The following is a 26,188-nucleotide window of genomic DNA, read 5'->3' on the forward strand; positions in this document are numbered from 1 at the left end:
TGGCTAGATAGGAACCTTTTCATTTGAACGTAATCTAGTCAATTGTCTGGCACCATGGTCCCGATGAACGACAAGCCAAAGCGTCGATACGTCAGCCACCTGCGGCGCGAGAACGCCGAGGTGACCCGGCTGCGGATCGCCGAGGCCGCCCGGGCACTCATGCTCGAGCGCGGCTATGCCGCCACGACTATGGCCGACGTGGCGCAGGCCGCAGGCGTCGTCGTACAGACGCTGTATTCGTCGTGCCCAGGGGGCAAGCCAGGTCTGGCTAAGCTCGTCTACGACGTCAGCTTGGCCGGCGATGGGCAACCCATCCCGCAGAGCGCACGACCGCAAGTGCAAGCGATCATCACTGAGCCTGATCCGGTGCAGAAACTGGCCAGGTTCGCGGAAATGGCTATGACGATCTTCCAACGGATCGGACCGGTGCATCGCGTTCTTCGTGCCGCCGCAGCGGCCACGCCCACCGATGCCGGATTGACTGATCTGCTGGCAAGCGCCGAGCAGCAACGATTGGCCGGCAGCCTGGGACCGGCCGAGCACCTGGCGGCGGTCGGCGCGCTGCGCACTGGGCTGAGCATCGAGCGGGCCGCCGATCAGATCTATGTCTTGACGTCGATCGAACTGTTCGAGCGATTCACCGAGATTTGCGGTTGGAGCGTGCGCGACTGCCAGGACTGGCTGGCTCGGACACTGGCCGAAATTCTTCTCGACCCCGCTCAGCGCGGACACCGCTAAGTGATCAAGACTGGGCAATCTTCCCGTGGCCGGCGAGCCGACGCTCACCTCTGCTGGCCTGCCTCATTTCGCCAGCCGCGAGACTCCCGACCGAAGCTCCCAGCTGCTGTCATCCAGAATTAAGCACCCGCACCGCAGAGAGCTCCCCTAAAGCGGGTGCCGCAGACATCCGATCTGCCTAAGTTGTCAAGCCGTAGCTTTCATCGCGGTGGGAAGGCGACGTGCTCGTTGTAGGTCATGCCTTCTTGCAGACGGTGGTGAAGGCAGCCGAGCAGGCGGTTGAAGGTGTTGCGGAGCGCGCTGGAGTGGCGATCTCCCTCGGTGCGTCGCCGGTCGTAGTGGGCTCTGGGGCCTGGTACTCGTAGGGAGGCGAAGGCCCAGACGTAGCCGGCGGCGGCCAGGCGCTGGTTCTTCACCTTGCGATGATGAACGACCAGGTTCTTGCCCGAGGCACGGGTGATCGGGGCTGCGCCGGCGTAGGCCTTCAGCGCGCGGGCGTCGGCGAAGCGGGCGCGGTCGTCGCCGAGCTCGGCGAGCACGCGGGCGCAGGTGATAGTAGGTCACCTCCCCGCCGCAGGTCTGGTAGATCGGGAAGACCCGAAGTCCCTCCTGCGCGATCACTGCCGGCTCGCCCGGCTGGATCTTCTTGTTGAGCGAAGTGTTGGGTGCGCCTACAGCGCCTGGTCGCCGGTTTCCGCCGACGCCGGTCGACTGTGGCGGGCGGGAAGGGTGGTCGCCATCCTTCTGTACGCGCCGTCGTACCTCATCAGATTCTCGTGCCGACCCGCTTCCAGGATGCGGCCCTCATGCATGACGAGGATCAGGTCCGCATCGCGGACCGTGGCCAGGCGGTGGGCGATGACGAAGCATGTCCTCCCCCGGAGGAAGGGCTCCAAGGCGTCGTGCACCCGCATCTCCGTGACCGTGTCCAGGTGGGATGTCGCCTCGTCGAGGATGACGACGCCGGGATCCGTGAGCAGCAACCTGGCGAGCGACAAGCGCTGACGTTCTCCTCCCGACAGCCTGGCGCCGCCGGCTCCGACGACCGTGTCGAGGGCGTGGGGCAGGGATTCGATCAGCGGCCAGATCTGCGCGGTTCGGCAGGCCTGCGCCAGCTGGTCGTCTGTCGCATCCGGACGCGCCATCAGCAGGTTGGCGCGGATCGTGTCATTGAAGAGGTGACTCTCCTGAGAGACCACTCCGACGGCGGCCCGCAGGTCGCCGAGCCGAAGGTTACGCAGGTCCACTCCGTTGATCGCGATGCTTCCCGTGGTGGGATCCCAGGCTCGGCTGATCAGCCGGGCCAGCGTGCTCTTGCCCGAGCCGGTGGACCCGACGATTCCCACCGTTGTGCCCGAGGGGATGCTGATGTCGAGATTCCGGAGTGTCCGGCGTTCCTCTCCTGTGAGGTCCCCGGCCAGGGATCTCAGGACGGTCGTGTCCGCGGACGGATAGTCGAACGAGAGACCGGAGATGGTCACGGACATCCCGCGGGCGTGCCTCCCGGGCAGGGGGACGGCATCGCTCTTCTCCCTCACCAAGGGCGGGAAGTCCAGGACTTCCTGGACCCGCGAGAAGCTCACCCAGCCGGTCACGAGGTCGGCCTTGACGCTCGGCAGGATCGTGAGATGTCCGTACAGGCGTGCCAGAAGGGTCAGGAGCGTGACCATGGTGCCCAGGCTCATGTCCTCCTTGATGACCCAATATCCCGCAGCGATGTTGACAGCAGCTGTCGCGGTGGTCATGAGGATGTTCAGTGAAGAGCTCAGCGCCGCAGAAAGGGTGGCTTTCCTGACGGCGAGGGAGCGATTGCGATGTGCCTGGTCGAGAAAGAGTCCGATCTCGTGGCGGGTGTCGCCATACAGATGGACGAGGTCGATGCCCCCGGGGGTGCATCGCTCCGTCACCAGCGAGTTCAGGTCCGCTTTCGCCTCCAGTTGCCGGCGGCTCACGGTCTCGAGGACGCGCCCCATCCACGCGGACAACGCGTATGCCGCGGGAGCGAGGACGACGACACCGAGAGCCATGCGCCATTCCAGCAGAAGGATGGCGCAGAAGGAGACCACGATCATGACCGTCGCGTTGGCGACCAGCGGCATGGACACCGTGACGATCCGCTGCACACCGGCCACGTCTCCGTCCAGACGGGACACGATCGCCCCGGTCCTGGCCGCCTTAAAGAAGCCCGGCGCCTGCCTCAGCAGGTGCGCGTACATATCCGTCCGGAGATCGAGGATCATGTCCTCGCCGAGACGTGTGGCGAACCGGCGTTCGATCACGAGAGCGGCCGCCAGCGCGACTCCCGACACGGCCAGGGCTCCTCCGAAGAGCCACACCGCGTCGAGGTCGCGGCGCGCTATCCCCTCGTCGATGATCTGCTGGCCGAGAAAAGCGGGGACCACGGTCAGGACGGATTGGACAAGGATCAATATGGCGTGCACCGCGATCCGGCCGCGATACGGGCGAAAGAACGCGACGCGCCGGCGGCGGCGCCTCGATCGCGAGGTCATCTATGCCTTGAGGTCATGCTTGTCACCGACGAGGACAGCGGTGGCGGCGTCAGGCCGGAGGAACTCCCTCGCGAAGTCGCGCACGTCCGCGGGGGTCACCTTGGACACCTCGGCGAAGTGCCTTCGGGGCCACTCCGGTGGCAGCCCGTTGCGCGCGAGTTGGAAGACGAGTTCGGTGAAACCGGCCTGCCCCGCCGTCTCCAGCCGCATCCCGCCCAGGAGGTGTCGCTTTGCGTGATCGAGTTCGTCCGGGGAGGGGCCGGTGCGGGCGAGTTGCGCCAGATCATCCCTGATGATGTCCAAGGCCGCGCCGGCCACCGAGGGCCGGACGTTGGTGGCGATGGCGAGAGCGGGGCCGAGAGGGTCGGCGGTCAGGGTTGACTTGACCCAGTACGCATACCCCTTTTCCTGACGTAGCCGGTGTGTCAGCCGCGAGGAGAAGTACCCGCCTATGACCAGATTGGCGAGGGCCGCCGCGGGGAACCGTGGATCGCCGCGACTCACGCTGGGCAGCCCGACGATCAGGGCGGTCTGAGCCGCTCCCGCGCTGTGGACCACACGTGTCGTTCCCCGGGCAGGAGGCTCGGCCGCGCCCGGCGGTCGCACCTGTTTCCTCGGCAGGCCGGAGAAGGCCAGGTCGGCGACCTCGAGCATCTCATCCAGCGGCCGCGGGCTGGAGACCACCAGGACGGCTCCGCCGGCCAGGACATGGTCGCGCTGGAAAAGCCGTACGTCCTCTCCCGTCACCTTGCACACGGCGTCCACCTCTGGAGACAGCACGGCCAGCGGGTGATCCCCGTACATCTGGGCGAGCAGTTCCTGCCATGCGACACGACCGGGCACGCCGTTGCCGAGCTGGAGGCCTCGGGCCAGCTCCTGGCCGGCCCGTCGTACGGCTTCCTCGTCGCAGCGGGGATCCGCCAACGTCTCGCTCATGGCCGTCAGGCCGATGTCGAGATCGTCTGGGAGCCCTACTCCCTCGATGGTCAGCGCGTCGCTGGCGCAGGCCCCGGAGAGATGGAACCTCGTTCGCTCGAGAAGGTCGTCGTCGAACATCGCGGCCGAGGCGATGGAGCCGGCGGCCAGGTCCGAACCCCACACGGGGATGGACAGGTGTAGCAATGCCAGCGGGAACCGATCCCGGTGCACGGCGGTGACGGTCAAGCCATTGTCCAGCTCCACGGTTCTTGACCGGGGGTGGACGATCTCGTCCGTTGTCAATGCTGCCCCTCGTTGACGAGTTCGATCGACAGCTCCGGCTGGCTCAGGAGAAGCGTCGCCGCCTCGGCCAGGTCGCCGGCTGTCAGTGATCGCTGGATGTCGCTTGCCGCCAGCGCGGTGGTCGCGTCATCGTGCAGGAACTCCGCACGGGCGAGCCGCCGGGACCGCGTGAGCGGGGAGTCCAGCGCCTGATGCAGGATGATCCGCTCGTGCGTGCGCAACGTCTCCAGCGTGCCGGCGGGCACCCCACCGGCGGCGACGTTCTCCAGCTCCTGCTGTAGCAGCTCCGCCACCCGGCAGGCGTGGATGCCGGGACCGATGCCGTAAGCGGCGAGCATCGGAGGAGAAAGGCAGTACGACTCCTGACCGTACATGCCGAGTGAGATCTGGAGGCGGGTGTCGACGTCTGGGCTCGATCTCCAGCGGTTGTTCGCACTCAGTTGCAGCACGGCCGCGAGCACCTGGAACGCGCCGTCGAGGTCTGGGCCGGTGCGGGTGGCGGCCCTTCGCGCCACGGCGCAGGCGGGCAGGGGTACGGACGGCTCGAAGAGACGGTGATGCCCACAGGCGTTCGGGTCGATCTCGATCGGCCGCGCTGTCGGCTCTGTCCCCGGGGGAATCTCGCCGAAAAGGCGTTCGATCGTGTCGGGAAGGTGGTCGTCCAGCTCTCCCGAAAGGGTGAGAATGGCGTTTGCGGGCGTGTAATGCTCGGCGAAGAATCTCTCGGCTTGCCGCAGCGTCAGCGCGTCGATGTCCTCGAGAAGTCCTGCCGGTTCGTACGCGGCGGCCATGTCGTCGAACAGCAGAGGGGCGAGCCATCTCCAGGGCAGGTGCCGGAAGGGGTGGCTCTGGCCGGTCCGCACTTCCTCTTTGACGACGTCGCGCTCCGTCCGGAAGGAATCCTGCGAGACCGTGAACCCCTTCATACGGTCGGCTTCCATGGTGAGGATCTGCCGGACGCTGTGGGCGGGGATTTCCTGGTAGTACTCCGTGAAGTCGAGGTGGGTCTGCCCGTTCACGCGCCCGCCCAGCCCCAGGACGGTGTTGAAGTGCGACAGCGGGCCGAAGTTCGCGGATCCCTGGAACATCAGGTGCTCCACCAGGTGGGCGAGACCGTTCTGGTCGGGCCCGTCCCACGCGGCGCCGACACCGTACACCATGGTGATCGCTGCGGCGCCGAGCCTATCGTGCCGGTCGAGGACGACCCGTAGTCCGTTCGGGAGGACGATGCGCTCGACATGGGCCGCTTCGGTGATCGCCTTCATGTCACTTCCCCCTGGCGATCAGGTAGTCGGGGAGGAAATTGCGGTTTCCACCTCCGTCCAGCAGTCGTGTGATGAAGAGCAGCGCTCCGGCGGATCCGGTGAAGAGGTCGGAGCTGACCGTCCGCAGATTCTCGCCGGGCATGTGAAGCAGCCCGTCGTACTCGACGCGGTACAGCGTCAGTACGCCGGCGGCCTTCTCGGCGGCTCCGTGCCAGAGGCTTTTCTCCTCCGGCAGGAATTCGGCGCAGTCGAGAAGATACATGCCGAGCCCGGCCAGGCCCGATGCGAGGGTGGGCCAGAGCACCCACCGGTTCGCACAACCGTGGGCCAGCGCTCTCGCCTGATCGAGCATCTCCTGGTCGTCCAGGGCCACCCCGTATCGTAGACACGCGGTCCCGAGGCCGGCTGAGCCGGACTCCCAGTAGGGTCCCATCCGGGGGGAACCGGTGCTCGCGGGGTCCATCAGTGCCTGGAGGCCGTCGTCGTCCCGGATCGACACGGTGTGAGGAAGGACCTTCGCCAACCCTTCCCGTCCGATCTCCGCGTGACGCTGATCGCCGTCGACGATGCTCAGGTAGAGCAGGAAGAGCGCGATACCCGGGGCGCCACCGGTGAATCCGGGAATCACATTGTCGACCGTCTGGCTCCGCAGCCCGCGTTCGGCCAGCTCCGCCATCTGCCGGGCATGGTCGAGGTAGCGCTCATCTCCGGTGCGCTCATAGAAGTGCAGACAGGTGAGCCCGGTTCCGGCCGCTCCGGAGCCGAGGCTCACGTCGCCGCCCACCTCCGTGGAACGGCTTCGTACGAGCTCCATCAGCTCCTTCGCGTCGCCGAGGCGCTCGAGGTCGAGGAAGGTCCAGGCGATGCCGGCCGTCCCGGTGTAGAGCCCCGAAGAGAGGACCTGTGCTTCGAGGTCCTGCCGGCCGAGCCAGTCAGCGAGCTCACCCCCCGGCTCCGCGGGCAGCGCTCGGAGGATGCCCGCCGCACCGTAGGCGACGCAGTACCGATTGGTCTCGAACACCTGCTTGGCCGCGGGGGAGACCGGTATGTTCGCTCTCTCCGGGTAGCGCAGGGACTTGAGGATGCCGTCCTGAAGCCGGTCCCGGAACTCACGCAGGTCGAGCTGCTGGGCCCTGCTGGAGCCGTCCCTGTCGTCGATCGAGAGCTTGGGCTCCAGCAGTGAGACACGAAGTCGTTCGATCTTGGCCGGGTCGGGGCGGTCACGTCCGGCGACGATGTCGATCAAGGGCTTGACCTGCGCGTGAATGCCCAGGCGCAGCGCGGCGGAGCCGATCAGCCGCTCGTACGTGCTCTCCGACCAGGTGACGAGCTGGCTCGTGCTGATGATCCGGGACAGAAGTGCGGCTGCCAGCCCGTAGTAGTCGTCCGCGACATTGGCCGGATCGCCCTTCTGGTCGTCCTTGCTGGCGAATCCCGGCGTCCTCATCGCGGAAGAAGGCCGGCCGATCTGCGTGGCACCCTCGAGGTCGATGAACCGGACAGAGTCGAGTTCCTCGTCGACGACGATGATGTTGCTCGGCGACACGTCCCCGACGACATAACCGAGGCTGTGAATGCGCTCCATCGCCTCCAAGGCGGCTCGCCACAGCCGCGCGCTCCGGAGGAGAAAGTCGCCTCTGTGCTGCTCGACGTCGCGCAGGAAGTGTGGCGGTTGGTGCCATCGGCCGAGAGTGGAGAGCGGGCGCCCCGTGACAAATTCCTGCACGAGAAAGAAGTTCTCCCACTCGTGGAACGAGTCGATGTAGCGCGGCGTCACCTTGCTGCCGTCCAGCTCCTGCAGAATGTGCGCCTCTCTGCGCAGCTGCTCGACGGCATCGCCGATCCCGTCGATCCAGTTCGTGCCCGGACGCGCCTCCTTGATGACGACGCGTTCGCCTGTGAGCGTGTCGTCGGCGAGATAGGCACCGCCTCGTGATGTCTGCGCCATCGCGTGAGTGACCCTGTATCGCCCCGCCCGCAGGTGGATCTCCTGCGGTGGAGCATCCAAGGAGTCGTCCTGCCCGAACGGATCGCTCACCCACGGAGGCGCGACGTAGTACGGATTGCGCTCGTCGACGTAGTCGGCACCGTCCGGCGTTCGGATCACTGCCACCTCGACGCCGCCGACGCCGGTCTTCTTGGTGGACTTGATGCCGCCGTAACGGTAGTAGAGACATCTGCTGTCGCGATATCGACGGTCGGACAGGACGTACGGCCCTCTGAATTCCTGGAGCTCCGGATGGAGGTCTTTGAGCACCTGCTTGAAATGTGCCTCGTCGACGGGGTAGATCGTGATGAACTTTCCTGCGCCGCCACGCGGCCACATTTTGCCGTTCATGAGGCCGAGAATGGTCGGATCCAGGGCGAACTTGAACGCGACGTCGTGGTCCCCGCAGTAGCGGCTCACTCTCCTCAGGACGTCTTCGGCGTGTGGCGGGATGCTGGAGACGTGGATCTTCCAGCCCTGCTCGACCGTTCTGGTGCGCGGCCCGTAACACGAATACCAGGAATTTTCCCTGAAAATGGTCCAGCTGTCTCCGAGAATATCGGAGACGATGTCCCGGTAGTCCGGGGAGATGGTGAACATGTTCGGGGAGGAAAACTCTGGTGGAGGGGCGACCTGACGATTCATCTGCACTCTCCTGTGACGGAAAACTGGATATGTCGACGTGAAGAGAAGAGACCTATGAACGGCCTTCGCGTTCGGGAGCGGGAAGCACGCGACTCCCGCAACACCCGAACGCGAAGGCCGTCACACGCCTACGGTCGTCCCGTCACGCGCGGCGGGCTCGACGGCGGATGATCATCGTGAAGGGACGATGTCATGTCCGTGCCGGCGAAAGGAGCGGCGTGCTACAGGGCCAGCGTTGTGACGTTGGCGCCGTACCGCTGGCCGTCGTCGCCCTCCGCTGCGAAGTACGACCGGTCACAACATGCGGCAGAGCTTCCGCCGCTGGTGCAACTGCCCAATCGCGTCTCGATACCGCTGATGTGATCCTGGAGCGACGCGTTCTTGATGCCAGCCTCCGGCTCGATTCCCAACCTCTGCAGGGCGAGTACCTGTGTTCCCACGGTTTTCCTCTCGTCATGGCCCGTGGCGTGCCGGCGCCGTATGACCGGCGCCGGCCGACGGGCGGTGTCGTTGTGGAGCTGCGATGGATACTTGCTCGCCCAGCTATATGCCGGATATACACGCCATTTATCCCGCGCGCTGAAGAGTCACGCGAAACCTCCGCTGCACCGCCCGCGCCGCACTCCTACATCCGGGCCGGTGAGCGCTTACGGTCGGGGGCGGCTGTCAGGCGGGGTGGCGGAGCGGGCTCGCAGGGCGAGGTCGAGGGTGTCGAGCGTCCAGGCCCAGGAGGCGTCGGTGTCGCGCGGGGTGTGGCTGAAGGAGCCGGCCGCTTCCAAACTGACGTATCCGTGGATGGCGCCGCCGAGGAAGCGTACGGCGTCGGTCTGGCAGGGTTCGGGCAGGTCGTAGCCGCGCAGCAGAGCGCGCAGCATCTCGGTGTGGCGAGGGCCGGCGCTGCCGGCGGCGGTTTCGGGATCGAGTTCGTGACGGGAGGCGGCGTAGCGGCCGGGGTGGGTTCGGGCGTAGTCGCGGTAGACGCCGGCCAAGGCGGTCAGGGCGTCCTTGCCGGCGCGGCCGGCGATCGCGGCGGCGGTCTGGTCGGCCATCTCCTGCAGGGCCAGCAGCGCCACCCGTACCTTCAGCTCGCGGGCGTTGCGGATGTGGGCGTACAGGCTGGGCTCCTTCACGCCGAGGCGGCGCGCCACCGCCGAGCCGGTCACGTGGTCGAAGCCGAGCTCATCGGCCACCTCGGCCGCCGCGCGGGTGAGCCGTTCGGCGGTGATGCCCGCGCGTGCCATGACGACCTCCACTAAGCAAATTAATGTTTTGCCTAATTATATTAGGATGGCATAGCGTGCGGGACATGAGACCGATGGCAGAGAGCGATATCCGCAGTTCGTTCGTGAACTGTTCCAAAGGCGAGGCCAAGCGGCTGGGCCTGCCGGCGGGTCTCGCCGAGCAACCATGGCAGGACCTCGACTTCCTCGGCTGGCGCGATCCCGGGGCACCCGACCGCGGCTACGTGGTGGCCGAGCGCGAGGACGGCCACCTGGTGGGGATCGCGTTGCGGGCGGTCCAGGGGACGGCGCGGGGCTTCGCCTCGCGCAGCATGTGCTCGTTGTGCCTGACCATCCGCCCCGGGGGCGGGGTGGCACTGATGAGCGCGCGGCGCACCGGGGAGGCGGGGCGACTGGGCAACACCGTGGGCCAGTATTTCTGCTCCGACCTGGCCTGTTCCCTCTATACACGAGGCAGGAAGCAGACGGCGGGGGGCGACTTCGGGGAGACCCTGACGGTGCAGGAGCGGGTGGCTCGCACGCGGGACAACCTGGCCGCCTTCATCGCGAAGGTGGTCGCGTAGGCCAGGCGGCCGCCGTCAGCGGTCCCTTCCGGCTCCCGTGCGAGGGCGGCGAGGAGACTTCGTTCTGCCCGGAATGTCACGGGTCACGAGGCATGTTCGGCGCCGACCAGCATGGCCAGGTGGGCGGCGTCGCCGAGCAGGGTCCCCCTGCGCTTCCCCTGTAGCCTGGGGCCTGACTTGCAGTATCTGCACATTTGCAGGAGGTGGGCGTGCGGTTCAAGGTGCTGGGTCCCATCGAAGTCGAGACTGAAACCCGCTTCATTGACCTTGGGCCGCCGAAGCAGGTGCTGGCAGCTGCGGTGTTGCTGTGCCGAGTGGGCCAGGTGGTCACAGATGACCTGTTGGTGGACGTGCTGTGGAGGGATGAGCCGCCACCGAACGCACTGGGCAATCTGCGCCTGTACATCATGCGACTGCGCAAAGGCCTCGGGAAGAGTGTCATCGAGCGCAGCGGCAACGGATATCGGTTGTGCTGTGAGCCCGGCCAACTGGACAGCCAGGAATTCTTGACGCTTGTCGACCAGGCGAGGAAGGAACGACGACCAACCGAGGCAGCCGACCGGTACAGAAAGGCGCTTGCCCTGTGGCGGGGCCCGGCCTTCGGGCAGCATGCTGAACATGCGGTGCTGGCATCGACCGCGCGGTGGTTGAATGAGCAAAGACTCACCGCCATCGACGAGTGGATGCAGGTACGTATTGATTTAGGGGAGCATGTCGCACTACTCCCCGAACTGAGCCATCTGGTCGCGCAATACCCGCTGCGTGAAAGCTTTCACGGCCACAGGATGCTCGCCCTGTACCGGTCCGGGCGGCGGGCCGAAGCTCTTGACGCCTACCAGGCAGTGCGAGAGACGATTGCGGACGAGCTCGGTGCGGACCCCTCCCAGCAGCTGAAGGAGCTCCATCAGGCCATCCTCACCGACGATCCGTCCCTGGCACCTGCGACGGAACTCCGCGCGGAAGCAGATCGAGTGGTGCCTCACCAGTTACCAGCCGACCTACCCAGCTTCACCGGCCGTGCAGGTGATCTCATACGGCTGTGCAACCGGCTCACGCAAGAGACCGGGACGATGGTGATCACTGTGCTCAGGGGCGGTGGCGGAGTCGGCAAGACCTCGCTCGCCGTACGCGCCGGTCATCAGGTCGCCGAACATTTTCCCGACGGAACACTCTACGTGAGCCTGCAGGGGTTCACTCCCGACAGCAAACCGCTCGAACCGATCCAAGCCCTGGGGTCGATGGTGCGCTCCCTCGGTGTGGACACCGAGAAAGTACCCACGGACCTGCATGAAGCAGCGGCCCTGTTTCGGTCGCTGACGTTCGGCAAAAGACTACTGATCCTGCTGGACAACGCTTACGACAGCGCGCAGGTCCGGCCGCTGCTGCCGGGCAGTCCCACGTGCGCCGTCCTCATCACCACCCGGCGGACCCTGTCCTCCCTAGATGGGACAGACGGCCATTCGCTGAACGTCCTACCCTGCGACGAGGCGTTGGAGCTGCTGACTCGGCTGCTCGGCGACGAACGGATGGACGGCCAGGAGGAAGAAGCCGCCCGGATCGCAGCGTTGTGCGGATATCTTCCGCTGGCGCTCAGCATCGCCGCAGCCCGGCTGAACGCGCGCACGGAATGGCCCCTGGAGAAGATCGCCGACCGGCTCGCCGTGGAGGACAGGCGGCTCACCGAACTGCAACTGGAAGATCGGGCCGTCCGAGCCAGTATCGCCGTCAGCCACCAGGACCTGAATCATCTTCACAGCAGAGCATTCCGGCAATGCGCCCTGCCCGACGGCCCCGACCTGCCAGTGGACGCCGCAGCAGCGTTGCTGGATATGCCCGAGCCCGACGCCGAGGACCTCCTTGATGATCTCGTCAGCCTGGGGCTGGTCGAAAGTCCCTCTCCGGGCCGATATCGCTATCACGACCTCGTCCGCCTGTCCGCCCAGGAACAAACCGCCGAACTGGACTCCCAAGAGGACCGGGACAAAGCCCTCCACCGTGTGCTGGCCTTCTACACCACCAGTACGGTGGCCGCGGTCGGCATGGTGTCCCCGAACTGGGTCATGCCCGGCTCCCTCCTCCCAGCCGAGCACCCCGGCCGGGCCCACCGAGACCCGGCTGCCGCGCGAAAGTGGCTGCACGAGCACGCTACGCACATGATCGGTGCCGTCGCGCACGGGGCCAGACGCCCTCGCTCGTTGCCCCTGGCCGCAGACCAGCTCTACCTCCTCAAGTGGATGGCCTATTCCGGAGCAGGCACGACCGGTATCGTGTCGACCGCTCACGCCGTGATCGAGAGTGCCGTCCGCACGGGAGACACCCGCAGCGAGGCACTCGCACGTCGGATCCTCGGCGGCGTGTACTCCGATCGGCCGCCTCTCGCCGAAGCCGAACCTCACTTGAAGCGGGCAGCCGAGCTCTCCCGCGTTATCGGCGATCAGCAGTTGCTTGCTGACACGCGCTACGGTCAGGGGCGACTTCACCTCCGCCAAGGGCACCTGACGGACGCAGTCGCGGCACTGACCGAGGCTGCGGAGCTCTGCAAGCATCTCGACCGGCCATACGGCGAAGCCGTAGCTCTTTCCATCCTGGCCCAGACCTATGTCAGAAACGGCCAACATGACCGCGCGCTGGACGCCATCGAAGATGCCTATGCTGCGAGTCACCGTAGCGGTTCCTCCTCCGCGCTCGGGCTTGCCGCCCATATGCGCGGCACCCTTCTGAGCGAGATGAACCGCCCCTACGAGGCCATCGAATCTCTCAACGAGGCGCTGCGGGTCTTCGCTGCGGAAGGTGCGCAGTACAACGAGAGCGACGTACTGATCGATCTCGCCAAGACGTACCGCCAGGTGAACCAGCACAATGCAGCCATCGACACCGCGACGCGGTGCGTGGCGCTCGGCCGTAATACCGGCAACGAACTCGTCATCGGACGTGCCCACGCCGCCATCGGGCAGTCTCTCAATGCGCAGGGCCGGCGAGAAGAAGGGCACGCACACTTGAGAGATGGCCTGGCAATCCTCGAACGGCTGGGCGCGCCAGAAGCAGACCACATTCTCACGCTTCTCGCCACGGCGGAATGAAGAGCCCGGTCCCGCGCTGTACTCTCGGGCCCGTTGAGGCGCCCGGATGCCAGGCGCACTCCTGTTTGTCGGCCAACATCGCGATCCTGCCCACGTCTCTCAGGGCGTCCCGTCAACCTGTGGTCGCCCTGAGAGCTCCAGTACCGAGACCGGACGAGGTCGTGCGCCGGCATGGCACCCGTACCTCAGGAGGCCTTCCACGTCACGGGCTCGGCTCCCTCGGCGGTGGAGGAGAAGGTGACGGTGACGGGCTTGTCGCCCTGGTCGACGAGGTACACGCCGCACTGCTGGACGCTCTTGCCGGGCTGCACCATGCCGTAGGGCGCGGAGGATGGGCAGCCCTCGGGGCCGTTGCTGCCGATCGCGATGAGGGTGAGCTTGCGCAGGGTCTGGCCGCTCTCGGTACGCAGGAAAACCGCGCTGTCCATGCCCGGGTACAGCTTGGACGTGCCGTTGTTGCGGTACGCGAGCGTGACGAAGTACACCGTGGCGGCCTTCTGCCTGGCGCTCAGCTTGTACTCGGCGAGCGCGCCTGCGCCGGCCTTGCGCACGCTCTTCAGCTTGACGGTCAGCGGCACGTCCTTGTCGTTCGTGTCCTTCCACGTCACCTTGGCCGGCTCTCCCGCGGCCAGCACGCCACCGCCGATCTCGCCGCCCTCCACCTTCCACGTCCTGGTGGCGGACTCGTCGCTGTAGGAGACGGTGGCGGGCTTGGCGTCCTCGGGCAGCATCACGACCCGGCACTCGGTCGCCGCCTGGCCGGCCGTCAAGGTTCTCGGGGCTTTCGTGCCGATGCACGCCTCCAGCGGGCCGGTGCCGGGCGAGGCCAGGGGGTTGCCGCTGAAGAACGAGACGGCTTTGCCGGCGGTGCCGTCGGCGAGCGCCAGGCGGAAGTTCCTGACGGCCATGGCGGGCTCGACCGTACCGGAACCGGTGTTGGTGATCGACACGGTGAGATAGTGCGGCACCATGCCGCGCATGTCGTCGTCGAGCCGTACCCCGTCGAGGTCGTCCTCCGAGCCACGCGTGAGCAGGGTCGGGTTGAGCGTCAGCTTGTGCACCTTCTTGGCGCGGTCGGTGTAGTTCACTCGCCGCGGTGCGGTGTCGAGCGTCAGCGGGGTACCGGGCGACGCGGGCTTGTCCGCCGCCTGCGTCTTGTCCGCCGCCTTCGGCTTCTCGCCGCTGGCGCTCTCGCTGGTGCCGGCGCCTCCACAACCGGCCAGGAGCAGTGCGAGAACACCCGCCCCGGCGATGGTGCTGATCCGTCGGCTGACGCGCTGCACTACGAACCCCCGTCGTTCCTGACTCCCGTTGCGAAGGACCACCCTAAACGTGACCTGCACCGCTCCTCCGGTCGGTGCCGACACCGCGGCATGACCAGCCACCTCGACACCCAATCACCGCACGGCAACCGCTGCCTGACCAGCTCCACCTGCTGGCGAGGGAACCTGTAGGCGTACCGCTCCCCGCTGTCCACGACAACCGGCAGAGCCGCGACCCCACAAGCGCGCGCGGGCACCACGCCGCGGCGCGGGACGCGGGTCGTTCGACAGGGCGAATCATGCTTGACCGAGACTGTGCTCTGGCCTTCGATCACGCGGATTCGCAGATGCAGAGTTGAAGCGGCGTATCCACGGCAAAGGGTCGCCCGGACCAGTCGCCGAGGCGCTCGACGAGCCGAAGGCCGCCGAGGGAGACGAGCAGCGGCAGTTCCTGCGGGAAGTTGCTCCTGATGTCGAGCGGTGCGACGACGAAGTCGGGCTCGGAGTCAGCCGAGAGGTACCACGTCCCGCGTGTTACTTGCGCGGGCGCGTCGTAGATCTCAGCGACATCGACGCTGACGTTGCCACGGTCAGGATCCATGAACGACTCGCGGGTGCGCCGCACGCCGTCGGCTTCGGCAAGCAGGCGCACGCTCGGGTTGAACACATCGAAGACGAACCGTCCTCCAGGCGCCAGATGTCTTCGAACCGACCGGAAGCAGCTCACCAGATCCTGCTGATCCAAGCGTGTGCGCCGACGGCGTGTCCGCCGGTGGCTGCGTAGCAGGATACGGGCCTGGTAGTGCCGGTGGTTGCGGTAGCCGCGTCCGGTGCGCTTGATGTGCCCGACCGCGGTGTTCGCGGCCTCGGTGTTCGCGGCCTCGGTACGGGCGTTGGTGACCCGGGTTTCGACGAAGGTCTCGGTCTCGTCCCACCAGTCGTCGATGGTCTCCCACTGTCGCCAGGCCTCGGGCAGGTCAGCGGCCACGGCGGTGATGCCGAACAGACCCCGGCCGGCTGTCGGGGGTGTCGAGGTCGGCATCCCGAGACTCTCGAGTGGCACCTCGACGAGGTGTTCGTGCGCACGTAGGCCGAACACCCGAGGAACAGCCATCCCTGGATGATGTGCCCTGGGGACTGGTGGAGAGTCTCCGGCATGCGCCGAGTTCGATGGAGGGATCCTGCCTTCCGGCATGTCTGCCGGCACGCCTCAAGAAGCCCTCGATCGTGCCTGCGATCTCTAGCTCAGTCGCTGACCCCGAAGGACTTACGGGCAGGACCACTCAGCGAGGTGCTGCGAGGACATCCCGGAGTACATCCTCCAGCGTGACGCGGGCCAGCTCGCGCCGGAGGGTCTCCTCGATGCCGTCGTAGATGCGCTGCATCGCCGGCTGGATGCCGTAACCCACCACGCATCCCGGGTCCGGGGCGGCGCGGTGCAGCGCGAACAGCGGGCCGGGTTCCACCGCCTCGTACACGTCGAGCAGCGTCATCGACTCCAGGTCGCGCGCCAGCGACCAGCCCGCACCCACCCCGCGCCGGGACTCCACGAGCCCCGCCCTGCGCAGGTCGCCGAGCAGCCGCCGGATCACCACGGGATTGGTGCTCGCGCTGGTCGCGATCTGCTCGGAGGTGGCGACCTCATGGCCCTGGCGCTGGTAAAGGCCGACCCAGGCCAGCGCGTGGGCGGCGATGGTCAACCTGCTGTTGGCGCTCATGAACTCGTTCCCCTCGATCGCAACCTCGATCTTACGGCTCCTGTCGTAACAACTAAGGTTGCAACAAGCTGTCGTAACCATTATGGTTGCGACAGTTGGAAGATGGTCAACCGTGAGGTGAGAAGAATGAACAAGCCGCTGACGGGCAAGGTCGCCTTGGTCACCGGAGGGTCCCGCGGGCTGGGAGCCGCGACCGTACGACTGCTTGCCGAGCAGGGCGCCGACGTCGCGTTCACCTATGTCAACTCCGAGAAGCTGGCGCAGGCCGTCGTCGACGAGGTACGCGACAGGGGAGCGAAGGTCGCCGCGTTCAAGTCCGACCAGGCGGACACGAGCCAGGCGCCGGCGCTGATCGACGACGTGGTGGCGCACTTCGGTGGCCTGGACATCCTCGTCAACAACGCGGCGATCGGGGTGAACGGCACGGTGGACGACCCGGATGCCGACACCGCCGCGCTGGATCGGATGCACGCCACCAACTACCTCGGGGTGATCGCCGTCCTCCGGGCCGCTTCCCGAGTGTTGCGCGAGGGCGGCCGCGTCATCACGGTGAGTTCCGGGTTCGGCACTCGAGTCGGCGTCCCGGGCGTGGCCGACTACGCGGCGACCAAGGCGGGAGTCGAGCGGTACACCATGGGCGTCGCCCGCGACCTCGGCCCCCGGGCCATCACCGCCAACGTCGTGGAAGCCGGGCTGATGACGGGCGGCATGGAGCCGCCCGACCCCGAAACCCTCAAGGCCCTGCTCAGCTCGCTGTCCCTGCAGCGCATGGGACACCCCGACGAGATCGCCGCGGCGATCGCCTTCCTGGCGAGCCCCGCTGCGTCGTACGTCACGGGCGCCGTGCTGGACGCCCACGGCGGCTACAACGCCTGAGCCGCAGCGCCGTCGGCGCGCCCCATGCTGGAACCTAGGGGGCGGTGGTGTATCCCCGGTTCACAGTAGGCGAAGAGAGTGGTGTGGCTGGACCCGGACGCCGTACGCCCCGTCGCCGTCGCCGGGCCCGTCCAGCAGGTGATGGGCTGCACCCCGGGAGGCCGCGGTCGCGGTGGCACACCTGCTGGTGGCCTCAGGCGGTAGGCGGGTGGCCGTCCCTGGCGGGCCCGTCGCGGAGGCGTTCCGCCGGGCGATCGACGGCCTCATCCCACCGGAGCCCGCAGCAACGACACCTCCCCCTGGCCGGGCGCGGCCCGTCCACCGCCGTCACCCCGGTGGCGCGGCATCCGCAAACCGGCGAGGCAAGGCCGTGCGCTGCGCGAGCGTCCTGCCGCCGGCCGCCGACGGGTGGACGTACCTGTCTGGCGGCAGCCCAGCGTGGCACACACCAGACGCCGCACCCGCATGCAAACCACCACCCGGCGGTCATCGACCGGCACGTCGGTCACCGTCCTCAGCTGGTATCCGTGCACCCGTCCCGACGACGCCCCGCACACCGGACAGACCTCGGCTTCCCCTTTGGGCCTGTCGCATCTCATGGACTTGAGGCGCGCCTTGCCTCTATTCAGACGCGCTTCCTGACTCCCCTTGAGTGAGGTACCGGTGAACACATGGCAACCGCCACCGCGCCTCCTCAGGATCGTCCCAGTACTCCCCGATTGGATTGAACGGTTCTCGGATTTCGATACCTCTGGCCCCTGGCGTCTCCCAAAGGGACAGCGCACCTTCACCAGTCACCTGCTCATAAGGATGGATCGCAAGTGAGCGCAGTGACTCGAACTCGGGATACAGCTTTTCCGGCAACCTGCCCGCCGACCGACGATATTGGACACGCTCTCTTACAGTCAATAGGTTCTTCAGCCAATGCACTCACTCAACCTTTGTCCAACCTTCACCTTTCGACGACTCAATCAACGCCCAGAAGTCATCTTCACTCATGCTGTGGTACCGTTGCACATTTCCTCCTTAGTGTTTGAGTCGTTCATTCGCCGGCAGCACCGGTCAAGATATAGGGCGGGGTTTGGCGTTCCCGTTCTCGGGTCCAGGCGGTGCAGGGTCGAGGCGACCCGGCGCATCGACTACCGCTTCGGCACTGACGAGGTTGGTCACCAGCTTTGGACGGCCAGGATGCCCCACAGCCACCGGCGTTCTCACATTCCGGCCACAGGTGCCCTCACATGGCCTGCTGGATCCACTCATCGGCTGCGGGCAGGAGAACGGAAGGCGTTACCCAATGGGGTGTCCACGCCTTGGTACTCGTCGGCGAAGGGCCCGGCCAACCACAGGTCAGAGTTATTCTGCCTGCATTCTGGCACGGAACAGGCCGAACGGTTGCGCGTTCAGGACGCTGTGCGGCTGATTTGATGCAGGCACCGCTTCATGATGACGACGACGGCTTTTTGATCGTCGGTGAGATGTCCCATGAAGGCCTGGCTCGCGACCGCGTCCGCGGATCTGGTGGGGTCGTCTCCCAGCGCGTCCAGCAGCACCTTCACGGCCGCACGGCGCGGTGTCCAGTCGGGGCCAGGTTCTCGTGAGACGTCGTCGCGCAGTAAGGCGACCTGGCGGCGGACCTCCCGCCGCCGGGAGGTGTCGTCGTCGCCACGCAGGAACTCCAGCGCCTCATCCGTTGTGGGATGCAACAGCTGCGAACCCTGTACCACCGCCTCCGTCATCAGGTAGCGGATGGGAGCTACCTTGTCGGGCGACAGATCGTCGAGGATCGCCCGTACTTCGGGTCGGTTCAGTACAGGGTGGTTGCGTAATTGATCGGGGACGATGTCGTCGGGGAGCGGATTCTCGACGAGCAGGCGCGTGAGGCCGCCGTCCAGCAGCCACTCTTCCGTGAGGCGGGCACCAGTGATGTGCTCCGCCGCCAGGAGCGAGGCGGCTTGGAGCCCGATGACATCATCGGTGCCGACCGAGCCGATGACCGAGTCGATGACCGCGCCGGCGTCACCCGGAAGGCGGCCGGGACGGGAGGGGGAGGACGTCAGCCGGACGGCGAGCAACCGCCCGGCGGCGGCGTAGCTGAGCCGGTCGTACTGGCCTCCGTTGAGCAGAACGTTCACCGCTCGCCCGCGGGCCGACAACGCCTTCAGCACTTCGGGTCTTGCTCCCTCGCATCCATTCGGTTCGACGACCAGCGTCCAGTCGCCGATCGTCCCGGCGACCAGACTCGGCAGGATGCCAGGGATGTCCGCGGTGTACTGCTCGAGCTGGGCGTCCTCGAAGCTCAAAGACTCGGCCGCGGCGAGATCGGCGCCGAAGGCTCGCGCCACGCCGTCCAGCCCTGATGCCTCGCACCAGGTCAGGCAGGTTGGATCGGAGAACCACGCGGAGACGAGTCTCTCGTAATGAGTAAAGTCGTCTTCCCTCATGCCGCGGTCTCCATCGTGAGGAGCCGGCGGGCGTCCTGGAACGCCCGCCGGCTCAGCGCTTACCGAGCGGGTGGATGCCCGTCATAGATCTTCACATAGAACGTGTCTCCAGGGAGCACCCTGTACCGCACTCCGGCCGACGTGGCGCCCGCGCCCCCGGAGCGGCAGGTGACCGAGCCCTTATTCGATGGGGATCTGGAAGGCGAGCAGGCCCATGCCTAGGCTGTCGATGACGCGCGGGCCGGCGCGACGGTGGGCGACGTACGCCACAGTGGCGCGGGCGGGTGCCGGCCGGTCCAGCGTCAGCACCAGGCCGCGACCACGTTCCCAGACGACGGATTCCACGACGGCGTCCGGTACCCGAAAGTCCGACGCGGCGCCGTCCTCGACGGTCAGCGGGTGGGCGGGTGAGCGGAGTCGCACCACCAGTCGGTGCGGGTTCGTGTCGATCCGGTGGGCCGATCGAGGGTTCGGCGGTGCGACCCTGGGGGTGCCTGGGCGGTACAGGTCGTCGAGCAGCATGGCCGCGTTGTGCTCACCCAGGGTGCGGTAGCCGTCGATGTAGGCGAAGTGGCAGCCATCGTGGCCGTTGAGGCCGGTCGTCGACAGCACCCGCAGGTTGCCGACGGTGTCCGGCAGCCGCCGCTGGGCGTCCCGCAGCGCCACCGGGGTCGCCTGGTCGCATGGGGAGTTCCGGACCTGGTGGACGTGGACCGGCAGCTCGGCGCCGTAGTCCTGGCGCCAGTCCGCGACCAGCTCGGTGAACCCGGAGACATGTGCCTCGGCGTCGTCTCGGTCGGCCTCACCCTGGTACCACAGCATGACGTCGATGGCGTCCGGCCCGGTCAGGCCGGCCCGGGTTAGGCGTTGCAGCAACATCCCGTAATTGGTCGCGCCATCGGTGGGAGCGCTGTCGTTGCGGGCGAAGTAGCTGATCGGCCGGCCACCACGGGCACCGTTGATGATGGCGATCGGGATGCCGAGCCGGGCCGACATCAGCTGTCCCGTCCGGACCGCCCACTGGCCGATCGCCGCGACCCGCTGGATGTTGTCGCCCGTGGCATAGGTCCAGCCACCGATGGCGGCGGCCAGTCGCGGGTTGTTGTTGTTGGAGGTGCCGTAGGTGCGAACCCACCGGGACCGGTCCGCCTCCGACGAGGTCGAGTTCGGCTGTCGGCCGGCCTGCGCGTTCGACTGGCCCTGCACGACGATGACGTCACCCGCGACGACGTCGACCGCGCGGGCGATGCGGCGGCTGTCGCCGTCGACCGTGAGCGCGACGAGTTCCAGGTCGGTCGACGCCAACGCCACAGGCAGCGAGACGGTGAAGGAGAACCGCGGTGCCGCCGGTGACACGGTGGCCCGTCGGGTCGTCCGGCGGCCACCGCGGGTGGTCCGCAGTTCGACCTCGGTGACGTCCGGGTCGAGTGCCACCCCGCGGACCGGCACCGGCACGCTGGTGGCGATCCGGCCCGGGCGGGGCACCACCTGCCGCGAGATTGGGGCGGTTTCCACCCGGGCAAGCGAGGGCCGGGCGTAGAAGGTGAGCCGCCTGGCGGTGTGGTCGCCGGCATTCCTGGCGGACGTCCAGTCGGGGTTCTCACCCGGGGCGGCGCCGATGCCGACGTCCATCGCCTGAGAGCCGGCGGTGAAGGCGTTGACGGCCAGCACCGGAGTCGCGGTGGCGGCGTCCGCGGCCCGTGGGCCGCGGGCGTCGCCGGCGTCGGCGAACGCGTGTACCTGGAACGAGCCGTACCCGTTCGCCCACAGGACCGCGTCGTCGGCGTCGCGGGCGGTCTCGGACGCTCCCGGTACTTGTCCCGAACCCGTTGCGTCGTACTGGTTGGGCCACATCTCGACCCAGCCGGAGCCTCCGTCGACCTCCCGCACGCCGGGCACGTTGGAGGCGACCGTCAGGTCGTCGACGAACTGGTGCCGCGACTGCTCCATGCGAGTCGGCAGGCCCAGGTCGTCGGGGTTCGCGCTCAGCGCCTCCATCGAGGTCCACACCCAGGCCGTGCCCGCCTCGGCGGTGAGCTCCAGGCAGTAGCCGACCCGGTCGAAGCCGCCGACCAGGCCGGCGGTGTCGTCGAACATGTACGGCGGGGTCGTGTCCCGCCAGTTGGCGACGGTTGGCAGGTCGAGCACTCGCACCAGCCGGTAGCCCGCGGCCTCGGCGTCGCAGGAGGTCGGCGGGGCGCCGGTGGTGGCCGGTCCGGCGGCGGCGACGCCGGTGATGGAGACGGTCGCCGCGGCGAATACCAGGGCAGCGCATCCGATGGCTGACATGCAGGTGTTGAGCCGATGGCGCGGCATGGGCACTCCTCCATGGGCTGGGGTCAAGGGGAGTGAGCCGGTCAGCCGAACGACAGCCAAGTATCGCGCAGCGGCCGCTGCCCGACTCCGGGCTTCGTCCAGTCGCACACGCCCGAGGGGAAGACCTCCAGCAGCCGGCGGCGCTCGGCCGGGCTGAAGGTGACCGAGTAGTCGCTCCAGTCGACGGCCTTGCGGTGGCAGGTCACCACGTCGTCGGTGAGCGGGGCGCCGGCTGTCAGCCGTGGGGTGGAGTAGGCGGGGAACAGCTGTCCGCACTCTCCGGTGTTGTCCGCGGTGAGCCGTTGCACGATCTTGCGAGGCTCGGCGTCGCGGCTCCAGCAGGCGTCAGTGAGATCGCCCGGCTTGTGGCGCACCACCTTCTGGTGTGCGGCCAGCCGGGAGCCGTCGCCCGCGATCGCGGTCAGCCACGCGTCCATGCTCGTCAGGGCGTACCGCAGGGTGGGGCTGGTCAGGCTGAACCCGCCATACCGGCCGTCCTCCACGAGGATGACGTGGTTGTCGGCGTCGCCGTTCGCCGCCTCCAACCGGGCCCTGGTGGCGTAACCGTGCGTCATCATGTGGATGTCGCCGTTCGCGGCGTCCTCGGAGTAGGTCCGGTAGTCGATGATGGGGGTGCCGGCGAGGCCCGCGCCACCGGAGAGGATACGTCCGGTGCGGTAGGCGGCGTTGCGCGCGATCGGGTCCGCCGCGGTGCGCCGGGGCGTCGGCCTGGCGTCGAGGTCCAGGCCCCCGATGCCCTGGTTGAGGTCGAGGAACTGCTGTGTGCTGATCCCGCCCGAGTCCAGCGCGGCCAGTCCGTACTGCACCCCCACGTTGTCCAGCGGCCGCCGGGCGAACCCGGTGGACGGGTCACGTCCATAGACGTTCACTGTGTGGTCGTAGACGTCCGCGCGCGCTCCACCGGGGTTGGTCCGCGGGTGATAACGCAGTTCCGCGGGCAACTCGGCGGGGAACTCGGCGACCGGGTCCAGCCGTTTCGCCCCGTTGCTGAGATTGCCGATGCTCTCCCACCGAAGGAAGCCGGCGACCTGGCGCTGCTCCTCCCGGCTGAACGTGCCCGGGGCGACCTCGGCGAAGTAGTGCTCGAGCAACCGGGCGTCGAACAGCGTGATGTTCGTCGCGGACGCGACGTCGGGAAACGACCGCCCGACCACGATGCCGTCCAGCAGGCCCGGGTAGTTGTCCGCGATCTGGTGGCTCTGGTAGGAACCTCCCGACGAGCCCCACCCGATGGTGAACAGCGGGTCGCCGTAGTGCTCGACGAACCGTTCCTTGACCATCATCATGGTCTCGGCCGCGAGCAGATCGTTGCAGTTGTTGCCGAAGACGTTCAGCGACGCCGAGGCGACCGCGTAGCCGCGAGAGAGCATCTGCTGGTCCAGTACGCCGCCGGTGTCCGTGCCCTGGGTGTACCAGCCACGCCGGCAGCCTCCGCCGAAGGTGTAGATGAGCCGGTCGTTCCAGCCGGGGCTGTGCCGGTAGAACGTGGGCTCCTCCGTTGCCGGGTCGTGCAACATGGAGATCTGGTAGATCGACCGGTTGAGCGTGCCGGTCTCGATCCTGATGAGGAACGGGACCGTCTCGCCGGAGACGGTCGTCGTGTACGCGAGGTCACCGGGTCTGACCGCCGGATCCGGCAGCGGCCTGATCCGGCCGGCGGTCGATCGGTACGCGTAGTCGACCTGGGTGGCCACCGAGCAGTCGGCGTCGAGCGGATCGCCGAGCGTGCCGCCGTCGACCATCCGGAACAGGTCAGTGGTGCAGGCGTACGGTGTCTCCTGCGGACCGCTGATCACCGGCCCGGAGGCCGGATGGTTGGTCATGACGAGGTGGTCGCGCAGCGGCCCGGCGGTCGCGACGAGGCGGTTGTGTCCGGGGCGTAGCCGGTCGGCCAGGCCGGTGAGGGCGTGCGCGGACGTGTCGGCCAGGAAGGAGCCGGTGATGTCCGCGCCGTTGAGCGTGATCCTTACGGCCTCCAGCGGGTGGTCGCGCGGCACCTCCGCGGTGACGAGCACGTCGTCCGCCGTCACCAGTTCGGGCCGAGCCGACAACGCCACCAGCCGCAGGCGGCCGTCGCCGGCCGCCGATGCCGATGCCGGTGCGGGCTGGGGCGCGACAAGCGTGGACGCGGTGACAGCGATCACGGCCGAGAGCGCGGCGAGGACGGATCGTGGAGAACGGTGTCCGGTGACAGAGCGCATCGTGAGCCTCTCCTCATCCGCCCGCGGAGTGGACGGCGAGCGCCGCCGCGAGGAGCGGAACGGCGACCAGACGCTCACCGGTCATCACCGGTCTCCGATCGCTCGCCGGGAGGCACGATGGCGTTCATCGGCAGGTGAGCGGTGAGGCCGGGAATGCGGTTGGTGTTGCTGGTACGCAGCCGGGCCAGTTCGGCGGGGCTCAGTGCGCGGTCGTAGATCCGGAACTCGTCCATGCTGCCGTGGAACCGGTCCGCCCCGTCCAGCCGCTGCCCGAGGTAGACGGGCGTTGGATCATCGCCGCTGACCGCCCCGGCGGCACCGGACGCGACGCCGGCCCGGACACCGTCCACGAACAACTCGACGGTGTCCGCTCGGCGGCGCAGCACGACGTGGTGCCAGGCGCCATCGGCGTACGCGCCGGCGGAGGCGACAGCGGCCACCCCCGTAGCGGCGGTCACCACGCCACGGATCCGGTCGCCGCCCGGTTCGGCCCGCAGCGACACCCCCGGATCGCCGTCCTGGCCGTACGCCGAGACGATGGCCTGGTCCCTGGTGCCGTCGTCGTACCTGATCCAGGTCGACACGGTGAAATCGCCCGGACCCAGCACCGGCGTGGTCCGGTACGGCAACTGCACCCGGCCCCGCTGCCCGTCGAACGCCAGCGCCCGGCCGTACATGCCGCGGGTGGTCGTGACACCGTCGAAGACCAGCGCCGAGCGGCCTCGCGCGTCCGGAGTGGTCGACGGGGTGTGCAGGTCACGATCGTCGAGCGTCACGAAGGCGATCTCCGAACGGTAGTCGGTGGCGCCGCGCTCGTAGAGCAACGCGACGTCACCATGAGGCAGCTCCACCATGTCGGAGTAGCCGCCGTAACAGGCGCACTCCTGCACCGTGACGCTCCGATCGTTGGTGCCGTACACCTGCACACCTTCATCGGTGGAGTCCAGCGGCGTGTCCACGCCCTGCCAGGTCCGGCCCTCGTCGAACGACGCCCGGACCGTCGGCCGGATCCGCGGCTCCTGGTTCACCGAGGGCGCGGAGGCGAGGATCCGGTTGTACGCGTCGCCCTCGTCGGTCGCGTCCGTCCGCAACGACGCCGACTGGATCGGAGGCGCCTCGAACCCGGGCAGGTTGGTGTAGCCGCTGTGGTAGGTCTCGCCGCCGTCCTTGCTGATGGCGATCGACCGGTGCGGCACCCTGTGAGGATCGGCAAGTTCCTCCGGGGTTCCCGTGTTGGTGTTCTGCCGGCCCCACACGAGGATGTCGCCGTTGGCGAGTTCCACCAGGCTCAGCTCCCCGACGTTCTGCCGGGCGACGGGCGGGTACTCGACCTGGGCGCCCTTGCGCCAGGTGGTGCCGCCGTCGTCACTGTAGGCGATCATGAGGCCGAACTTCGAGCCGGCCCGGTAGTTGACGCCTACCGCCAGCCGGCCGGCGTGCGCGCCGCGGGTGAGCTGGATGCCGTGCACCGGGGCGGTCTGCATGTGGCCCCAGGAAGGGTCGTCCAGCTCCTCGTACAGGCTGCGCGCCGGGCTCCACGTCACCCCGTTGTCATCGCTGTGCAGCACGTACGGGGTACGCGGCGCGGTCCTGTGGTTGCTGCCGGGAGTGGCCGGATCCACGGGATTGTGCGTACTCATCAGCACGATCCGGCCGTCCGGCGCGTCGGTCGCCGGAGCGCCGGGTAACTTCCGGTACACCACCGGCCCTGGGTTGCCCCAGGTCGCCGGTGCCTCCAGGGTGGAGCCCTGCACGGTTTCCTCCGGTAACCACTGCGAGGCCCGGGGCGGCAGCCGCCGTACCACCAGGTCCATGTGAGATTTGTCGGCACAGGTGTGAATCCGGCGCTCGGCGAAGGCCAGCAACGAGCCGTCCACCGCCCGCACGATGGCCGGGATCCGGTAGCACCCGGACGGCACGTACGGGGTGGAGAACAGCACGGTGGTCCTCGCCTCCAGCGGCCCCGCCGACGGCGCGGTGGCCTCGGCCGCTGCGGTCCGGGCCGGTAACAGCGCCGTCGCCGTGGTCATCCCGACGGCGAGCAGCGCCGCCAGGCATCTGGGCAGGCGAGAAACGGGCCTGCGATGGATCGTCACGATCGTC

Annotated in this window: 16 protein-coding genes and 2 pseudogenes; 4 read left to right on the forward strand and 14 right to left on the reverse strand. The window is 67.7% G+C overall.

Features of this window, described 5'->3' with window-relative positions:
* Nucleotides 1-63 precede the first annotated feature (63 nt).
* Nucleotides 64-738 (forward strand): TetR/AcrR family transcriptional regulator, encoded by a 675-nt coding sequence (locus tag ACZ6SA_RS23855; RefSeq protein ID WP_465830450.1) that lies wholly within the window; start codon nt 64-66, stop codon nt 736-738.
* Nucleotides 739-938: 200 nt separating this feature from the next.
* On the opposite strand, the pseudogene ACZ6SA_RS23860 reads toward ACZ6SA_RS23855, so the two are convergent.
* From ACZ6SA_RS23860 to ACZ6SA_RS23885, 6 genes and pseudogenes are all read right to left on the reverse strand, one after another.
* Nucleotides 939-1,283 (reverse strand): annotated as a pseudogene (locus ACZ6SA_RS23860) (transposase); the annotation flags it as partial.
* Nucleotides 1,284-1,409: 126 nt separating this feature from the next.
* The gene (locus ACZ6SA_RS23865; RefSeq protein ID WP_465830452.1) at nt 1,410-3,167 is read right to left on the reverse strand and encodes an ABC transporter ATP-binding protein; all 1,758 of its coding nucleotides are present in this window, start codon (nt 3,165-3,167) and stop codon (nt 1,410-1,412) included.
* 81 nt (nt 3,168-3,248) lie between these two features.
* Nucleotides 3,249-4,469: a M16 family metallopeptidase gene (locus ACZ6SA_RS23870; RefSeq protein WP_465830454.1), complete on the reverse strand. Its 1,221-nt coding sequence runs from the start codon at nt 4,467-4,469 to the stop codon at nt 3,249-3,251.
* Nucleotides 4,466-5,734, reverse strand: a complete 1,269-nt coding sequence (locus ACZ6SA_RS23875; protein ID WP_465830456.1) for a M16 family metallopeptidase — start codon at nt 5,732-5,734, stop codon at nt 4,466-4,468. Before ACZ6SA_RS23875 ends, ACZ6SA_RS23870 begins: the two co-directional genes overlap by 4 nt.
* Before the next feature lies 1 nt (nt 5,735).
* Nucleotides 5,736-8,321 (reverse strand): class III lanthionine synthetase LanKC, encoded by a 2,586-nt coding sequence (gene lanKC, locus ACZ6SA_RS23880; RefSeq protein ID WP_465830458.1) that lies wholly within the window; start codon nt 8,319-8,321, stop codon nt 5,736-5,738.
* A 692-nt stretch (nt 8,322-9,013) separates the two neighbouring features.
* Nucleotides 9,014-9,607, reverse strand: a complete 594-nt coding sequence (locus ACZ6SA_RS23885) for a TetR/AcrR family transcriptional regulator (RefSeq protein ID WP_347645819.1) — start codon at nt 9,605-9,607, stop codon at nt 9,014-9,016.
* A 65-nt stretch (nt 9,608-9,672) separates the two neighbouring features.
* On the opposite strand from ACZ6SA_RS23885, the gene ACZ6SA_RS23890 reads away from it, so the two are divergent.
* Both ACZ6SA_RS23890 and ACZ6SA_RS23895 read left to right on the forward strand, forming a co-directional pair.
* A complete protein-coding gene (locus ACZ6SA_RS23890) occupies nt 9,673-10,170 on the forward strand; it encodes an FBP domain-containing protein (RefSeq protein WP_347645818.1) in 498 nt (165 codons plus the stop codon).
* Nucleotides 10,171-10,379: 209 nt separating this feature from the next.
* Entirely contained in the window at nt 10,380-13,250 is a 2,871-nt protein-coding gene (locus tag ACZ6SA_RS23895) for an AfsR/SARP family transcriptional regulator (protein WP_465830461.1), read from the forward strand.
* Nucleotides 13,251-13,435: 185 nt separating this feature from the next.
* Here ACZ6SA_RS23895 and ACZ6SA_RS23900 read toward each other — a convergent pair whose 3' ends face one another.
* The 3 genes from ACZ6SA_RS23900 to ACZ6SA_RS23910 form a co-directional block, all read right to left on the reverse strand.
* Nucleotides 13,436-14,533 carry a DUF4352 domain-containing protein gene (locus tag ACZ6SA_RS23900; RefSeq protein ID WP_465830463.1) on the reverse strand — a complete coding sequence of 366 codons (1,098 nt, stop codon included), beginning with the start codon at nt 14,531-14,533 and terminating at the stop codon, nt 13,436-13,438.
* A gap of 310 nt (nt 14,534-14,843) precedes the next feature.
* Entirely contained in the window at nt 14,844-15,626 is a 783-nt protein-coding gene (locus ACZ6SA_RS23905; protein ID WP_465830465.1) for a transposase, read from the reverse strand.
* 169 nt (nt 15,627-15,795) lie between these two features.
* Nucleotides 15,796-16,230: an Rrf2 family transcriptional regulator gene (locus ACZ6SA_RS23910; protein WP_347645815.1), complete on the reverse strand. Its 435-nt coding sequence runs from the start codon at nt 16,228-16,230 to the stop codon at nt 15,796-15,798.
* A 126-nt stretch (nt 16,231-16,356) separates the two neighbouring features.
* On the opposite strand from ACZ6SA_RS23910, the gene ACZ6SA_RS23915 reads away from it, so the two are divergent.
* Nucleotides 16,357-17,106 carry an SDR family NAD(P)-dependent oxidoreductase gene (locus tag ACZ6SA_RS23915; RefSeq protein WP_465830467.1) on the forward strand — a complete coding sequence of 250 codons (750 nt, stop codon included), beginning with the start codon at nt 16,357-16,359 and terminating at the stop codon, nt 17,104-17,106.
* A 419-nt stretch (nt 17,107-17,525) separates the two neighbouring features.
* Here the strand turns inward: ACZ6SA_RS23915 and ACZ6SA_RS23920 are convergent.
* From ACZ6SA_RS23920 to ACZ6SA_RS23940, 5 genes and pseudogenes are all read right to left on the reverse strand, one after another.
* Nucleotides 17,526-17,678: pseudogene (locus ACZ6SA_RS23920) on the reverse strand (transposase family protein); the annotation flags it as partial.
* 828 nt (nt 17,679-18,506) lie between these two features.
* Nucleotides 18,507-19,547, reverse strand: a complete 1,041-nt coding sequence (locus tag ACZ6SA_RS23925; protein ID WP_465830469.1) for a DUF6461 domain-containing protein — start codon at nt 19,545-19,547, stop codon at nt 18,507-18,509.
* A gap of 180 nt (nt 19,548-19,727) precedes the next feature.
* Nucleotides 19,728-21,863, reverse strand: coding sequence for a sialate O-acetylesterase (locus tag ACZ6SA_RS23930; protein WP_347645812.1), 2,136 nt, complete (start codon nt 21,861-21,863; stop codon nt 19,728-19,730).
* Between the two features lie 41 nt (nt 21,864-21,904).
* Nucleotides 21,905-24,085 (reverse strand): DUF6351 family protein, encoded by a 2,181-nt coding sequence (locus tag ACZ6SA_RS23935; protein ID WP_347645811.1) that lies wholly within the window; start codon nt 24,083-24,085, stop codon nt 21,905-21,907.
* Between the two features lie 74 nt (nt 24,086-24,159).
* Nucleotides 24,160-26,181, reverse strand: a complete 2,022-nt coding sequence (locus ACZ6SA_RS23940) for a LamG-like jellyroll fold domain-containing protein (RefSeq protein WP_465830472.1) — start codon at nt 26,179-26,181, stop codon at nt 24,160-24,162.
* Between the last annotated feature and the right edge of the window lie 7 nt (nt 26,182-26,188).

The sequence above is a fragment of the Nonomuraea sp. NPDC049378 genome (assembly GCF_055586745.1).

Excerpts from the sequence above, each read along its gene's own strand:
- ACZ6SA_RS23855 (WP_465830450.1), top strand. The coding sequence starts at position 64 with ATGAACGACAAGCCAAAGCGTCGATACGTCAGCCACCTGCGGCGCGAG.
- ACZ6SA_RS23875 (WP_465830456.1), bottom strand. The coding sequence starts at position 5,734 with ATGAAGGCGATCACCGAAGCGGCCCATGTCGAGCGCATCGTCCTCCCG.
- lanKC (WP_465830458.1), bottom strand. The coding sequence starts at position 8,321 with ATGTTCACCATCTCCCCGGACTACCGGGACATCGTCTCCGATATTCTC.
- ACZ6SA_RS23885 (WP_347645819.1), bottom strand. The coding sequence starts at position 9,607 with ATGGCACGCGCGGGCATCACCGCCGAACGGCTCACCCGCGCGGCGGCC.
- ACZ6SA_RS23890 (WP_347645818.1), top strand. The coding sequence starts at position 9,673 with ATGAGACCGATGGCAGAGAGCGATATCCGCAGTTCGTTCGTGAACTGT.
- ACZ6SA_RS23905 (WP_465830465.1), bottom strand. The coding sequence starts at position 15,626 with ATGGCTGTTCCTCGGGTGTTCGGCCTACGTGCGCACGAACACCTCGTC.
- ACZ6SA_RS23910 (WP_347645815.1), bottom strand. The coding sequence starts at position 16,230 with ATGAGCGCCAACAGCAGGTTGACCATCGCCGCCCACGCGCTGGCCTGG.
- ACZ6SA_RS23915 (WP_465830467.1), top strand. The coding sequence starts at position 16,357 with ATGAACAAGCCGCTGACGGGCAAGGTCGCCTTGGTCACCGGAGGGTCC.
- ACZ6SA_RS23925 (WP_465830469.1), bottom strand. The coding sequence starts at position 19,547 with ATGAGGGAAGACGACTTTACTCATTACGAGAGACTCGTCTCCGCGTGG.
- ACZ6SA_RS23930 (WP_347645812.1), bottom strand. The coding sequence starts at position 21,863 with ATGCCGCGCCATCGGCTCAACACCTGCATGTCAGCCATCGGATGCGCT.
- ACZ6SA_RS23935 (WP_347645811.1), bottom strand. The coding sequence starts at position 24,085 with ATGCGCTCTGTCACCGGACACCGTTCTCCACGATCCGTCCTCGCCGCG.